The following is a 14637-nucleotide window of genomic DNA, read 5'->3' as shown; positions in this document are numbered from 1 at the left end:
GCTCTGGCTCTGGCTCTGGCTCTGGCTCTGGCTCTGGCTCTGGCTCTGGCTCTGGTTCTGGTTCAACACCAGTTTCAGTTGTATCGTCAGCTAACGCTGCAAAATTAGGAATAAAGGCTTGAGTATCGGTGGTCGGTGCGGCAGTGGCAATATCGGTATCGTAGCCGGCAGCTGGTAAGACCTCATTACCGTCGCGGTCAAGCACACTAGCACTACTGGTGCCATCTGTCGCATTTTCACCAGCGGCGGCTGCCGGGATCAGGCTAATATCCTGATCTGACAAAAGGGCTTGTTGAATGGCTTCAATTTCGGCGGCAAGAATAGGATCGAGTATGGGATCATCGGGCAATTGCAGAGCGACCAACTCGTCGCCATTGATGGAAGCACCTTCCTCAAAGAATATTTGAGCGTCAGCAGGGAGCTGCTGGCCGACACTGACGAGTTCTAAATCTCCATTGGCTTGTTTTAGCCAGATTTTACCGCCAACAGACAACACCAAAACCGGTTCAACGGTAACCAACTGCTTCAACATAAAAAATCCTTTTACTGCCTACGGCCATGCGACTACATTCGATATTGTCTATCAAAGTGGCGACAAAATCAACAAATGTGAAGACTGTTAGTATGTTTCAAATCAAACAAGATGCTTTAGCTGTTTATCTTTTTTTACCATGCTAGAGTAGATCCAATGAAATTCTTCTGTACAAGTTTATGCAAATTGACATTCCGTGGAGCCTGCTTCGGCATCAACTAAGAAAAAACTGCCCTACCGTTGCAAGCGGAATAGATCGATTTTGCTTTTGCTGCGCAGTTTCCAATGGCGAACAACGCAGCTGGGTAGTCCATAGCTCTGCTGATACATTCGAGCTATGTTGGCAACAGTTGCAACAAAAGTGTATCGAGCTTATTCAAGCCAAAAAGTTAGCGGTACTGTACCTTCGCATCGACTGGGTAACTAACGCCACACCATTGCAAATGCACGAACTGATACACAGACTGCGCAATACCAAGCGCAATTATTACCGCTATGGTCTAGCGTTTGATCATGAGTTACTTCAGCTTTATACCGAGCAAGAACTAAACGCCAATGCCTTACTCTATGCTGGCAGTCAGATCAGCTATTGTGAGCTCAATTCACATAACTTTAGTGTTTATCAAAAACGGCGCTTTACAGAAGAACTGCCCAACCCTAGTGCACTCGCAGCTGATCAGCTGATATGGCAACTGGAAACTCAGGGGATTTTTTTGGGCTCCGATGGTCAGTTGCATCTGCTATACCCCTCAGGACCTAATGCTAGCAGGCGACAACTTCCAGGATTAACCCATAAACTGCTTGGCGCCATTATCAACCATGCCTCCGACTATCTGGCAAAACAGGTGCAGCCAAAGGGCCGCTATCACTACGGTTATTTCCCCTGCTTTCATCGGCCTATTCAAACTTACAATACATTGCGCCATGCGAGCTCCACTTATGCCCTCATCGAAGCCTGTGAATTCAATCCCAGAGAGGAAATCAAAAACGCGATAGAACGAGCCTTGCAAGCGCTTACACAACAGATGCTCGTGTATAAAACCAATGTCGACGGACAGCAAATGGCGTTTTTGCAGGATGAGCACAACGAGATTAAGTTAGGAGGCAATGCGCTTGGCTTACTGGCACTTTGCAAATACACCGAATTAACCAGCAGCGAGCACTATAAGCCATTGATGCAGCAGTTGGCCGCTGGCATCCTGAGTATGCAGAATCCATCCAACGGCCGCTTTGTTCATGTGCTAAATAGCCAGGATTTTAGCGTCAAACAAGACTTTCGCATCATCTACTACGATGGCGAAGCCTGTTTCGCCCTGTTACGTTACTATGCCATCAGTCAAGACACTCGTTGGCTGGATGCAGCTGCGCTGGCCTTTGATGATTTTATTGCACGAGAACATTGGAAAGCCCACGACCACTGGCTGAGTTACAGTGTCAATGAGTTGGTGAAATACCGCCCGGAGGCCAAATACTTTCAGTTTGGTTTGCAGAATGTGATGGGCCATCTGGATTTTGTAATTGAACGCATCACCACCTTTCCAACCTTATTAGAGCTGATGATGGCGGCACAGCAATTGCTGGAAAATTTAGTCAGCCATCCCGAACTGTACCATCTTTACCATAGCCTTAATCTTGAAAAGTTTTACTTTGCAATGCACCAGCGTGCACAGCACATGTTGAACGGCTTTTTCTGGCCTGAGCTGGCCATGTACTATCGAGCACCCAATAAAATTTGCCACAGCTTTTTTATTCGCCATCACGCCTTTCGAATTCGAATTGATGATATTGAGCATTACTTATCGGGTTATATCGCTTATTGCCGGTTCCTTGGAAGCAAACAAAAAACGACCATCCCCGAGCCTTCAGCAAGAGGCTTGGCTAATGGCTGGACGGTACAAAGTCTTGCCATGGCAACAGGAGGTACCTGGAGTAATAACACCCCAACCAATCTTCAGATAGATAGTGTAGCTGTGAGTGCGCATGGTTTGGGCCAGAATTCATTAGTTATGTTGGCTCCTGAAGCCACCGCTGCCGGTTTTAAAGCCTCCCAGCTAACCACTTATCGTGCGAGAATTGCTGCGGCTTTGTCTGAATCCACTGAGGCGGCTCAAACAGAGCTACCAACATTACGTGTGCATGATAGCCAGCAGGCTATCCTGGATCTTGGTAGTTTTGCTCGCAGCAGAATGAAAGGCTGTGTGATTGCTGTTACGGGTAGTGCTGGCAAAAGTACTATGATTGCTATGCTGCAACACTGCTTAAAGCCGTTTGGCAAAACAGTTGGTAACCAAGCAAATGCTAATTTACCGTTGGGTGTCGCTTGGAACTTAGCATCCATGCCGTGGGATGCCGACTTTATCGCTTTAGAACTCGCCATCGGTAGCATCCGGCTAAGCAGCCGATTAGCCAGGCCTGGTATTGCGATTATTACCACCATAGGACCAGCTCATCTTGAATACCACAAAAATGTTGAAAATATTGCTCGTAAGAAAAGTCGCATCTTTCATGAGATGGCGCCTGGCAATCTCGCAGTTATCAACCGAGATATACAGCAATGGCCAATCCTGGCAGCTGAAGCAAGCGCAAGAGCTCTAAAAATACTCAGCTTTGGCAGTCACTCCGAAGCGGATGTGAGACTGTTAACCACTAATTCGGATGAAATAACAGTCATATTGTCAGGTCAACGACTGCGCTTTCGTTTGGGCAGTCCAGGCTTGCATCAAGTCTATAACAGCCTGGCCGCTTTAGCGGTAGCAAGTCATTTGCAGCTGGCCTTGCCCGAACTGCTCAACACATTTGCTGACTTTAGGGCCATACCAGGTCGCGGTCATCAGCAAAACATAAAACTTGAACAGGGCCAGATCACTTTATTGGATGATGCTTATAACGCAAACCCGGCATCGATGCAGGCTTTATTTCAGATGCTGCAACAGTTGCCAAGGCAAGGCCGCCTCCTATTAGTGTTAGGTGATATGCTAGAGTTAGGTGAAAACGTTAAGACTTATCACCAAGCTCTGGTGCCTGGCATCAAGCAATGTGTTCCAGATAGACTGTATTTGGTAGGAGCAGAAATGACAGCATTGAAAGCAGAGCTTACGGAGCAAGAAAACCTCAGCTGCTGGAATGATATACAGCCATTACAACAAGCTCTGCTGCGCGATCTTGAACATAATGACCTACTGGTATTTAAAGCCTCGAATGGTATTGGGCTACATAAAATTGTCAGGCACTTTGAAAAGCTTCATGCCATAAACTCTAAAAATCAAAGCTTTGACTTTTGATTGTTCAGTCTATTGGTGGTCAGGGTGCCTCGCACTGTTTGTGGGTAATCGCTGGCCAATTGCCATTTTGGCCGGATTGGCGTTAGCGGCAGTTCGCGCTTTCGAGCAACCAGCAGATAACTACTGCCAAAGCACCGAGCAACAAAGCTACGCCAACGACTAGCGGCAGGCTCTTTACCCAGCAAACTGGACGCATAAAAACGTTGCTCCATCACCACCTCAAAGCCCAGCAAGTACAACCAGTCTTTTAAACGCGATAAGGTAAAAAAGCGGCCATTCCAAGGTGCTTTATTTTTAAACCAAGGATTGAGTTTTAGTAAGCCGGCCAGACTCAAGGGGTTGAATCCGCTAAGCAACAGGTAGCCATCCGCTCGCAAAACCCGGTGCATCTCCCGCATCAGGTGATGCGGATCGCTGCAAAACTCATGGGCATGGCAAAGCAAGAGCGCATCCACACTCAGATCCAGCAAGGGCAAGGCATCCGATTCGGCTTTAACCTGACACTGGCTTGCCTTGATCCCAAGATGAATATGATGCTTAATAGGGCTAGCGGAGGTATCAAGCTGGCAACTGAGGTCTCCCACCTTCAGCAGGTAATAGCCAAAGATCTGTGGCCACCACTCTGCTAGCAACTGCTCAGTAGCAGCGCGCAGCGCTTCACCCTGAGGGATCTGCTGCCAATTGGCAGGCCCAGGCCGGTTACTGGCACTTAAGGCGGGTTTCATCAAAACTTGCTACCTTAAAAAGTTCTATCATCCGATTGAGTATACCAGATGCAACCAGAGAAACTGACCATCACGCCATTAGCCGCTTTTCAGGACAATTATATCTGGTGTCTGACCAAACCGGATAGCGATGCCTTGGTTGTGGTCGACCCAGGTGATGCTGATGTGGTGCTGCAGTTTGCCCGCCACACTCAAAAACAACTAAGCAGCATCCTGATCACTCACCACCACTGGGATCACACCGATGGCATTGCCGCGCTTAAACAGCTGTGGCCGCATGCGCGGGTTATCGGGCCAGCGTACGAAGCAGAGCGCATAAACAGCCTGACACAAACCGTGCACGATGGGGATATCGTAGAACTGAGCGAGTTTGGCGTGAGGTTCAAGGTATTACATATCCCAGGCCATACCTTAGGCCATATCGCCTATTACACTGCACTGCTGAACCAAACTCCCGCGCTGTTTTGCGGCGATACGCTATTTAGTGCAGGTTGTGGCCGTTTGTTTGAAGGCAGCCCCGAGCAGATGCATCAGTCATTGCAACGACTGTCTGTATTGCCGGATGAAACGCACATATACTGTGCCCATGAGTACACCTTAGCCAACTTAGCCTTTGCCCGAGCCGTTGAACCAGACAATCAGGCTGTGATAGAGCATGTGACCAAATGCCAGCAACTGCGTGATAATCAATTACCCACCCTGCCAAGCAAGCTGGCAACAGAAAAAGCCATTAATCCTTTTTTACGCTGTCACCTGCCTGATCTGCAAAGAAAATATGCCAGTACCACTGAGCAGGCCGCTTTTACAGCACTAAGAGCAGAGAAAGACCGCTTTAAATCCTGACTTGCAATCAGTCTGCAAGCAGGTAACATGCAATCTGATAGAAAAACTGACAGGACTCTTGCATGAAAGTACGCGTTTTAACTGTTGTTGCGACCGCTCTTCTAGCCGGTTGTGCTCCCACCAACCAACTACAAACTGCGACCGAACCAGTCAGTGAAACACCCAACGCGTCTTTTGAACAGGCAGCCAGTGCCGAACTAATTGCAGCAAGCTTGCTTACCCCTGTCCGCAGCACAAAGCAGCAACCGCCAACACCACTGGATGTTACCAAAGTGGATGATGTCTGGCAGCGCATCCAGCTGCAATTAACCTTTGAGGTCCCTGAGCGAAGGGCAATTGCTGAGCAACGCAACTTTTTTGCCCGCAATCAAGCCTATCTGGATCGGGTATCCAATCGGGCTGAGCCCTATTTGTACTACATTGTCCAGCAGCTGGAAGCGCGAAATATGCCGCTGGAGCTGGCCTTACTTCCTATTGTTGAGAGTGCTTTTGATCCCTTTGCTTACTCTCATGCCCGCGCATCTGGCCTGTGGCAGTTTATGCCTGCCACCGGCAAACGCTTTGGTTTACAACAGAATTACTGGTATGACGGCCGGCGTGATGTGATTGAGTCGACCCGCGCCGCCTTAGATTACTTACAGTATCTGCACGATCGGCTGGAAGGTGACTGGCTCAATGCCATTGCAGCCTACAACTCAGGGGAAGGTCGCTTGCTTAGGGCCATTCGCCATAATAAAAACCGCAACTTGCCAACCGATTTCTGGTCGCTTGACTTACCGCGCGAAACTACAGCTTATGTCCCCAAGCTGCTGGCACTGGTTGATTTAGTCCGTCAGCCAGAGACTTACGGTATTGCGTGGCAACCGATCCCGAATCAACCACAAATAGGTATCGTCGAGGTTGGTCGCCAAATTGATTTGGCTGTGGCTGCCGAAATGGCAGGCTTAAGTCTAAATGAGCTGCATGCCTTAAACCCAGCCTTTAATCAGTGGGCCACCGATCCGGATGGCAGCCATCGGCTGGTGCTGCCACTGGATAACAAACCACAGTTTCGGGAGCAACTGGCCAGCACCCCAACCGATCAATGGCTAAGCTGGCAGCGCCATACCGTAGTGCGCGGAGATACCTTAGGTAAAATCGCACAACAGTACCAGACCTCCGTAGCAGCTATTCAGCGTCTGAATGAGTTGAATGGCCATACCATTCGAATTGGCCAGCACTTGCTGGTTCCGGTATCGGCTAAAAATGCCGACGCATACCAATTAAGCCAGCCTGGCCGAATTGCTCAGGCACAAGAGCGCACCAATCCGGAACAACGGCTGCACTATACGGTCAAACAGGGTGATACCCTGTGGGACATTAGCCGGGCGCATCAGGTTCGAGTCAACGACCTGGCACGCTGGAATGGTATGACAGCACGCGATCCCATTCGCCCTGGTCAGCAATTGGTCATTGTTCAGGCACAAACGAGTGCAGCGACAGCGCAGCCAGCCACCACAGGTGTTACCCGCACCATCAACTACCGGGTACGCCGTGGTGACTCGTTGTCACGCATCGCTCAGCGTTATCGGGTGCAGGTGGCGGATATTTTGGAGTGGAACCAGCTGAGCATTGATCAACACCTGCAACCAGGACAACAGCTTCGCCTGTTGGTGGATGTAACCCAATCTTAAAAGCGGAGGACGCCTGGATGAGAATCGTACTGTTAAGTATTTTGTTCGGGCTGATCTTCAGTTTCCCGGCCCAGGCTTATTTTGAAGTGCAAGGTAGCGGCGTTGTCCAGCTCAAAGATGGCACCAGCCGGCTGGTTGAGTTCGGTTTTACGTTCACACGTATTGACGGGCGCAATACCTTTATTGCAGGCCCTCATAAGCTGGCGGTACAGCAAGTACCGCAAAAGTATTCATTATCCCTGGTACTGCATAACAGCGATTACGTCTGGGTTGCTGATTTTGCGAATGCACCACTGATAGGCTTTGATTTTAAAATTGCCGGTCATCATATCAAGCTTTACAAAGAAGAAGGCTTGCGAATGCCAGGAAGCTTTGTGATTGAAATTGATGGTATTCGGCATCACTTTAGCCGTAACATCGGCCAGATTGACTTTACCTTTGATCAATCTGGCATCAAAGGCCTTGAACCAAAAAGCTTTTTACGGCCCCGACAGTAAGAACAAGGCAACAACAACGTAGAGCAATCAGGGCTTGGGCTCTGGCTGTAGTTGCAGTCTCGGGATAGTGCCCCAGAGCACGCAAAGCAAAGGGGCCAGCCAGTGAAACCACCAATGAAAAGACACACTGAATCCCTGCCACCAGGCGTAGCCCACTGCAAGCCACTGCAATGCAATACCAGCAGTGCCGATCAAAAACAACGACCGGTTCAGCCAACGTGTTGGAAAACAGGGGATCCAGTTATTGCGCATCGGCTTGCACTTCTGGCGCAGCATATGCGAAAGCTTCCAGACTATTGCACTGCTGATATATGGCCTGGATGGTTGGGTATGGCGCCATATCCAGCCCAAAACGCAGCGCATTGTAGACTTGCGGCACCAGGCAGATATCCGCCAGGCTTACGGTATCACCAAAGCAAAAGCGTCCTGCGCACTGCTGAAGCCGCTGCTCCAGAGCTTGAAAGCCTGTGTTAAGCCAATGATGGATCCAGGCCATTTTTTGCTGCTCAGATAATTGCAAAGGACCGGTCAGATACTGCAATACCCGCAAGTTATTCAATGGGTGAATATCGCAGGCAATATCCAGCGCCATGGCCCGCACCAGGGCAGTCTGCTTAGGCTCAGCCGGCAATAAAGACGGCTCTGGTTGAATCGCATCCAGATACTCGACAATGGCCAGCGACTGGTTCAGGGTCAGCTCGTTATCCACCAGGGTCGGTACCAGCTCAGCGGGGTTCAATGTCTGATAAGCTGCCTGATGCTGCTGCCCACCTTCTTTGACCAGGTGCACTGGAATGGACTCGTACGTCATACCCTTCCACGCTAGGGCAATGCGCACCCGGTAAGCAGCCGATGAGCGCCAGTAACCATAAAGTTTCATGTCTTGATTTATCCTTTCATACAAAAAGAGCTGCCACAGCAGCTCTTCTCTTATTCGTACACACTGCCAAAAGCATTAGCCCTGATAGTTATACTCTACCACTTGCTGGTCGATGGCACCAAAGATACTTTGGCCCTGTTGGTCCAGCATTTCAATGCGAATACGATCGCCAAACTTCATAAAGCTGGTGCTGGGTTTGCCATCACGAATGGTTTCAATCATACGGATTTCAGCGATGCAGCTATAGCCCACTCCACCTTCGGCAATGGCGGTGCCATATTCGGTGCCTTGCTTGTTCGACACCGTGCCTGAACCAATAATGGTACCTGCACAAAGCGGACGGGTTCGGGCGGCGTGTGCAATCAACTGGCCAAAATCAAAGGTCATATCGACCCCGGCATTGGGTTTACCAAAGGCTTCGCCATTGTACGTGGAGAGCAGCGGCAGATGCAGCTTGGCATCTTGCCAAACGCCTGCCAATTCATCCAAAGTCACTGCCACCGGGCTGAAGCTGGATGATGGCTTGGACTGGTAAAAGCCAAAGCCTTTGCCAAGTTCATTCGGGATCAAACCACGCAAGGAAACGTCATTGACCAACATCACCAGCCGGATACGATCGCGGGCTTGTTCAGCCGGGATCCCCATCGGCACATCGTCGGTGATCACAGCAATTTCACCTTCAAAGTCGATGCCATAGTCTTCACTGGCCACCTCAATCGGCGCATAGGGCGCTAAAAATGCATCAGACCCCCCCTGATACATCAGCGGATCGGTCCAGAAACTGGGTGGCATTTCAGCATTACGGGCTTTACGCACCAGCTCAACATGGTTGACATAAGCACTGCCATCGGCCCAGTGATAAGCTCGCGGCAAAGGGGAGCTGCATTTAGGCTGCTCAAACGGCATGCTGCCAGCAGCCGTGCCAGCATTCAGCGCCTGATACAACTCTTCGGCCTGAGGTGCTTTTTGCTGCCACTGATCCAGCAGTTGCTGCAAGGTAGCAGCAACCTGCGGAATAGCCAGACAACGGCTTAAATCGCGACTCACTAACACCAGCTGGCCGTCACGGCTGCCATCATTTAACGTTGCAAATTTCATTCTAAATCCTTGTACTGCGGCACTCTATACTCTGTGCACAACATCTAAAGTGCACCCATCAGATGCTCAAATTATTTAACCTGCCAGCTGTTCACATACGCCGGATTCTCGGTACCAAGCGCTGCTTCACCAATTTCCAGCGCATCACGGGTATCCAGCATCACCGCCACTTCATCGGTAAACTTTTTACGGTATTCCTGAGCGGCTTGAAAGGCTTTCGGATGCGGGCCATGAGTAAAACCGGCCGGATGAAAAGTCACCATGCCTTTTTCGATATTGTCGCGGCTAAAGAAGTCGCCAGCATGGTAAAACAACACTTCATCGTAATCGTCGTTGTTGTGGTAAAACGGGACTTTCAATGCGCCTGGATCGCTTTCAATCGGCCGCGGCACAAAGGTACAGACCACAAAACGCTGCGCGACAAAGGTGGTGTGCGCCGATGGCGGTAAATGATAGCGATGGCTCATCAGCGGCCGGATATCGCGCCAGTTGATGCGCATCACGGCCAGATCACCGTGCCAGCCAACCGCATCCAGCGGATTGTAGGGGTAAGTCACTACGGAAGTCTGGCCATGGCGTTTAATCTGTACCTGCCAGCTGTCTTCCGAGTACTGCGCTTTGAAGGCCTCGTTGATTTTTGGCGTGTCCAGCATGGCCGGATCAAAAATCGCATGGTTACCGACCAGGCCTTTTTCCGGCAACTGGTAGGAATCGTTGGTCGCTTCAATCATCAACAGCAGCATCGGCTGCTTTGGCTCTAACCGCCACATGGTGCTGCGTGGAATTACGACATAATCGCCTTCGACGATTTCCAGATGACCATAGTCGCAGTAAAGATCGGCGCTGCCTTCGTGCACAAACAACAGCTCATCGCCGTCGGCATTGCGCACCAGATAAGGCATGCGCTCGTTCACACGCCAGGTGCGCATTTTGCAGTGCGCATTGTGCAGCAGCAAAGGCACTTGCCAGGGGGAGGCCACCTGATTTTCGGTTAGCTGGTTTAAATCGAACAGTCGGGGACGCAAAGGTCCCTGCCAGTCACTCCAGCCCGTTGGGGCATGGCGGTGATGAAAGTGCGTGGCCGGACCAAAAAAACCACTACGACCGGTCTCGCGCTCATAAATCGCTTGTTCCGGGAAGTCGGCATGTGCCTGACGTGACACATCGCCTTCCCGCAGTGGAAAAGAGGCCCATTTACGCATTCGCTAACACTCCACGCTGGATTTGGTCTTCTTCAATGGATTCAAACAAGGCTTTAAAGTTACCCTCGCCGAAACCTTCATTGCCTTTACGCTGAATGATTTCAAAGAATACCGGACCAATCACGGTTTTGGTAAAGATCTGCAGCAAAATACCGTCTTTCATTGGCGCGCCGTCGATCAGAATACGCAGCTCACGTAGCTGATCCAAATCTTCTTCATGCCCTTCGACCCGGCTGTTCACTTTATCGTAGTAGGTATCTGGCGTCGGCATAAAGTCCATACCGCGCTCACGCAAAGTACGCACCGTCTGATAAATGTCTTCGGTGGTCAGGGCAATGTGCTGAATGCCTTCGCCATTGTACTCACGCAAGAATTCTTCGATTTGTGATTTATCGTCCGATGACTCATTGATTGGAATTCGGATTTTGCCACATGGCGCCGTCATGGCGCGGGACACCAAGCCGGTAAGCTTGCCTTCGATATCAAAGTAGCGGATTTCACGGAAGTTACCGATGTTTTCATAAAAGCCAGACCAGACATTCATATTGCCACGCATCACGTTGTGCGTTAAATGATCCAGCACTTCCAGACCAACACCATGCTTGGCCATCTCGGTTTGCCAGTTGTCGTAGTATTTAAAGTCGATGTCGTACACCGAAGAGGCACCGTAGCGATCGACAAAATAAAGCAAGCTGCTGCCAATACCGTACACAGCCGGAATATTCAGCTCCATCGGGCCAATCTGGTTTTTGTATTCTTTGGCACCATTGGCAAGCGCATGCTGCAGTGCTTTGGCGGCATCTTGCACCCGAAACGCCATGGCACAAACACTGGGACCATGCTCACGAGCAAAGGCTTCGGCCTGGGAGTTAGGCTGCGCATTGATGATAAAGTTGATATCGCCCTGCTTGTACAGCCAGGCTTCTTTTGACCGATGTTTGGCGACCTCAGTAAACCCAAGACCATGAAACAAGGCTTTTAGCTTGGCAATACCGTCCGCATCAGCGGCAGTGTACTCAACAAACTCGAAACCATCGGTACCTAAGGGGTTATACACGTCTTGCATGCGACATCTCCACGAACTAATTATGTACAGTCTATGCAGCCTGGCTGCGGTTGGCGCTATCTTGCTTTAGTTTGACCAGAATGAACATCCACTGTCATTTTTGCGCCCATTTCACTAGCACGTAAAAAGCGTAAAGATTGCAATACAATATGGATTTTTACGAGGGGTTCAGGAAGTAGCAGCCACCAGCCCGCTTGGGCTGGCGGCTCAGAGTATCGATTTAAGCACAAAGTGGCATTAAATTTTTACAGTCTTGCGATTAATACCGTAATCACGCAGTTTATTGGCCACGGCGGTATGGCTAAGTCCCAGCTTTTTCGCCAGTTGCCGTGAGCTTGGATACGCCGGATACAACTTGCGCAGCAAGCTGGCTTCAAAGCGTTTAACCGCTTCATCTAAGGTGCCATCAAAGTCCTGCTCCAGATAGCCAAAATCACTGGTAAAGCTGGGCAACTGCAGATGCTCTTTATCCAGTTGATAGCCTTCCAGCAGGGTAACGGCGCGATAAAGCGCATTTTCCAGCTGACGCACATTACCTGGCCAGGGGTAACTTTGTAAAAACTGAACACAGCTATCGCTTAGCTTTGGTGCTTTACGCCCCAGCCGGGCAGCAAAGCGGGCAACAAAATGCTCGGTAAGCGGCACGATGTCCTGCTTACGCTCGCGCAGGGCCGGTAATGCCAGGGTAAAGACATTAAGCCGGTAATACAGATCCTCACGAAATTTGCCTTCCTGTACCATAGCCGGCAAGTCCTTCTGTGTGGTACAAATCACCCTTACATCGACTTTCACTTCGTTCTCATCGGCAACACGGCGAAAGGAGCCATCCTGCAAAAAGCGCAGTAACTTGGTTTGCAGCTCACGCGACATCTCCCCCACTTCATCCAGGAAAACAATGCCGCCATTGGCTTGCTCAAAAATACCTTTCTTACCCTCAGAAGAGCCAGCGAAGGCATTGGGACCATAGCCAAACAGCTCGGACTCGGCCACATTATCAGGCATTGAGGCACAATTGACCGCTAAGAAGGGTTTACCAGCCCGGCTACCAGCTGCATGGCAAGCCCGCGCCAGCAGCTCTTTACCAGTCCCCGTTTCACCGGTAATCAGCAAAGGCCCATCCAGCAGCGCCATTTTCTTGGCTTCCCGAATCACTTTACGCATTTGCGGGCTCTGCGCCTGCAGCGTCTGAAAGCTTTCCTGATTGCCTTTATTAAAGGCCAGCATATGCTGCCCTAGCCGGCTTTCTGATTTCAGATTGATCACAGCACCCGCCAGCACCTCATGGCCACTTTCGTCCGGTACCATCACGGGTAGCAAATCCGCGATGAAATGTTTGCCCTGAATTTCGACCCGCCGGGTCTGGGCCAGCACATCATCGCTTTCCAGCCAACGCAGAAAGTTAAAGCCCTTTACCAAGCCAGGCAGCAACTCGCCTTCAATGGCTTTGCGCTCAACGCCAAGCGCTTCAAGCGCTGCATCATTAATCACACTGACCTGTGCCTTGGTATCAATAGCTATAATGCCATCTGGCAAGGTTTTTAATAGGGTGATGAGCTCGTTCTGGTGGCGCTCCGATGGCATAAAGGCGGTAGTTTTTACATCGGCTACGCCAGGAATGCGACGCATCTTGGCCATCAGCTCCTGAAACTGTTCAAAATGAATGCTTGGAAAAGAGACAAACATACGGCTGGAGGCGGCGTCCACTTCGATGCCACGCAAGTCCAGTTGATAGCTGACCAGAATATTTAGAATTTCCTGAGCAATTCCTAATCGGTCCTGACAATGTATTTCTAGGCGCATAACGATGGTGTTACCTCACGCTTAATCAGTTGCAGCATCATACGATAAAGCCGTTCGATTAGACCAGAATTTTTGTAAAGAAATATGAACACCTTGTCTTGACTGGTCTGATTTGCCATAGTAGCGAAACCAAAGTAGTTGTAAGGTCGTTATGGAAGCCAATATTTTTACCCAGGTTTTTCTGCCCGTAGCTCTGGCTGTGATTATGCTCGGCATGGGTTTATCCCTTAAGCCAGTGCATTTCAAACAACTTTTGCAAACCCCAAAACCGGTATTGACTGGCCTTGCGATGCAAATTATCGCTATCCCAGCACTGGCATTTTTGCTGGCTTACTTGCTGCAGTTGCCGCCCGAGCTGGCGGTAGGCCTGGTGCTGATAGCCGCCTGCCCCGGCGGCCCTACCTCCAATCTGATTGCTCATTTAGCCCATGCCGATACCGCACTTTCTATCAGCCTGACTGCCATCAGTAGCCTGGTGGTGATTATCAGCCTACCGTTATTGGTCAACCTGGCATCGTTGCTGTTTTTGGGTGAAGGCCAATACGTGGCACTTTCAGTACCTCGCACCGTATTGCAGCTGTTGGTGATTATTCTGTTGCCGGTCTCTTTGGGTATGTGGTTAAAAGCCCGTTGGCCGGAGTTTTCCAGAAGCTGCCAGCAGCCGGTGAAGTGGCTCTCGTCATTCTTTTTGGTTGCGGTGGTAGCGGGTGTTTTACTGCACGAACTGGATCGCTTGCTGGGATTTTTCCTCGCCATTGGTATCGCGGCTTTGTTACTGAACCTGCTGAGTATGCTGGCTGGCTATTTAGCGGCCCGCAGCATTGGCTGTCGTGGCCCGCAAACCCGCTCACTGACCATTGAAGTTGGTATCCAGAATGGCACCTTAGGCATCGCCATCGCTACCTCGCCGATGTTGCTGAACAACAGCACCATGGCCATTCCATCGGCGATTTACAGCCTCATCATGTTTGCTTCTGGCGCAGCGATGATTGTATGGGGCTATCGGAAAAAACAGGCATAAAAAAGTCCGGCCAAGCCGG

Annotated in this window: 12 protein-coding genes and 1 pseudogene; 5 read left to right on the top strand and 8 right to left on the bottom strand. The window is 50.2% G+C overall.

Features of this window, described 5'->3' with window-relative positions; translation table 11 throughout:
• Positions 1 to 532, bottom strand: a pseudogene (locus JJU14_RS10705) (hypothetical protein); the annotation flags it as partial.
• A 1175-nt stretch (positions 533 to 1707) separates the two neighbouring features.
• Here JJU14_RS10705 and murF point away from each other — a divergent pair.
• A complete protein-coding gene (gene murF, locus JJU14_RS10700) occupies positions 1708 to 3813 on the top strand; it encodes a UDP-N-acetylmuramoyl-tripeptide--D-alanyl-D-alanine ligase (protein ID WP_228613363.1) in 2106 nt (701 codons plus the stop codon).
• Here the strand turns inward: murF and JJU14_RS10695 are convergent.
• Complete coding sequence (locus tag JJU14_RS10695; RefSeq protein ID WP_228613361.1) at positions 3795 to 4538, bottom strand: class I SAM-dependent methyltransferase; 744 nt, start codon at positions 4536 to 4538, stop codon at positions 3795 to 3797. The two genes, murF and JJU14_RS10695, sit on opposite strands and share 19 nt — an antisense overlap.
• A 48-nt stretch (positions 4539 to 4586) precedes the next feature.
• Between JJU14_RS10695 and gloB the strand changes: the two genes are divergently transcribed.
• The 3 genes from gloB (at position 4587) to JJU14_RS10680 (ending at position 7551) form a co-directional block, all read left to right on the top strand.
• On the top strand, positions 4587 to 5381 hold the full coding sequence (gloB, locus tag JJU14_RS10690) for a hydroxyacylglutathione hydrolase (RefSeq protein ID WP_228613359.1): 795 nt from the start codon (positions 4587 to 4589) through the stop codon (positions 5379 to 5381).
• 62 nt (positions 5382 to 5443) lie between these two features.
• Positions 5444 to 7054 carry a LysM peptidoglycan-binding domain-containing protein gene (locus JJU14_RS10685; protein WP_228613357.1) on the top strand — a complete coding sequence of 537 codons (1611 nt, stop codon included), beginning with the start codon at positions 5444 to 5446 and terminating at the stop codon, positions 7052 to 7054.
• Between the two features lie 17 nt (positions 7055 to 7071).
• Positions 7072 to 7551, top strand: a complete 480-nt coding sequence (locus JJU14_RS10680; RefSeq protein ID WP_228613355.1) for a hypothetical protein — start codon at positions 7072 to 7074, stop codon at positions 7549 to 7551.
• Positions 7552 to 7578: 27 nt separating this feature from the next.
• Here JJU14_RS10680 and JJU14_RS10675 read toward each other — a convergent pair whose 3' ends face one another.
• The 6 genes from JJU14_RS10675 to tyrR all read right to left on the bottom strand — a co-directional run bounded on the left by JJU14_RS10675 (position 7579) and on the right by tyrR (position 13597).
• Positions 7579 to 7803: a hypothetical protein gene (locus JJU14_RS10675; protein WP_228613353.1), complete on the bottom strand. Its 225-nt coding sequence runs from the start codon at positions 7801 to 7803 to the stop codon at positions 7579 to 7581.
• Entirely contained in the window at positions 7793 to 8431 is a 639-nt protein-coding gene (gene maiA / locus JJU14_RS10670) for a maleylacetoacetate isomerase (protein WP_228613351.1), read from the bottom strand. The genes JJU14_RS10675 and maiA overlap by 11 nt, the downstream gene beginning before the upstream one ends.
• Positions 8432 to 8506: 75 nt before the next feature.
• Positions 8507 to 9529 carry a fumarylacetoacetate hydrolase family protein gene (locus JJU14_RS10665; protein WP_228613349.1) on the bottom strand — a complete coding sequence of 341 codons (1023 nt, stop codon included), beginning with the start codon at positions 9527 to 9529 and terminating at the stop codon, positions 8507 to 8509.
• 71 nt (positions 9530 to 9600) lie between these two features.
• Positions 9601 to 10731, bottom strand: coding sequence for a homogentisate 1,2-dioxygenase (locus JJU14_RS10660; protein ID WP_228613347.1), 1131 nt, complete (start codon positions 10729 to 10731; stop codon positions 9601 to 9603).
• Positions 10724 to 11797, bottom strand: a complete 1074-nt coding sequence (gene hppD, locus JJU14_RS10655; protein ID WP_228613345.1) for a 4-hydroxyphenylpyruvate dioxygenase — start codon at positions 11795 to 11797, stop codon at positions 10724 to 10726. The genes JJU14_RS10660 and hppD overlap by 8 nt, the downstream gene beginning before the upstream one ends.
• Before the next feature lie 237 nt (positions 11798 to 12034).
• Positions 12035 to 13597: a transcriptional regulator TyrR gene (gene tyrR / locus JJU14_RS10650; protein ID WP_228613343.1), complete on the bottom strand. Its 1563-nt coding sequence runs from the start codon at positions 13595 to 13597 to the stop codon at positions 12035 to 12037.
• A gap of 151 nt (positions 13598 to 13748) precedes the next feature.
• Between tyrR and JJU14_RS10645 the strand changes: the two genes are divergently transcribed.
• Positions 13749 to 14618, top strand: a complete 870-nt coding sequence (locus tag JJU14_RS10645) for a bile acid:sodium symporter family protein (protein ID WP_228613341.1) — start codon at positions 13749 to 13751, stop codon at positions 14616 to 14618.
• Positions 14619 to 14637 lie beyond the last annotated feature (19 nt).

It is taken from the genome of Alkalimonas sp., from assembly GCF_020831925.1.
Taxonomy (GTDB): domain Bacteria; phylum Pseudomonadota; class Gammaproteobacteria; order Enterobacterales; family Alteromonadaceae; genus Alkalimonas.
The sequence above is the reverse complement of the archived record's forward strand: the minus strand, read 5'-3'. Positions and strand labels throughout refer to the sequence as shown.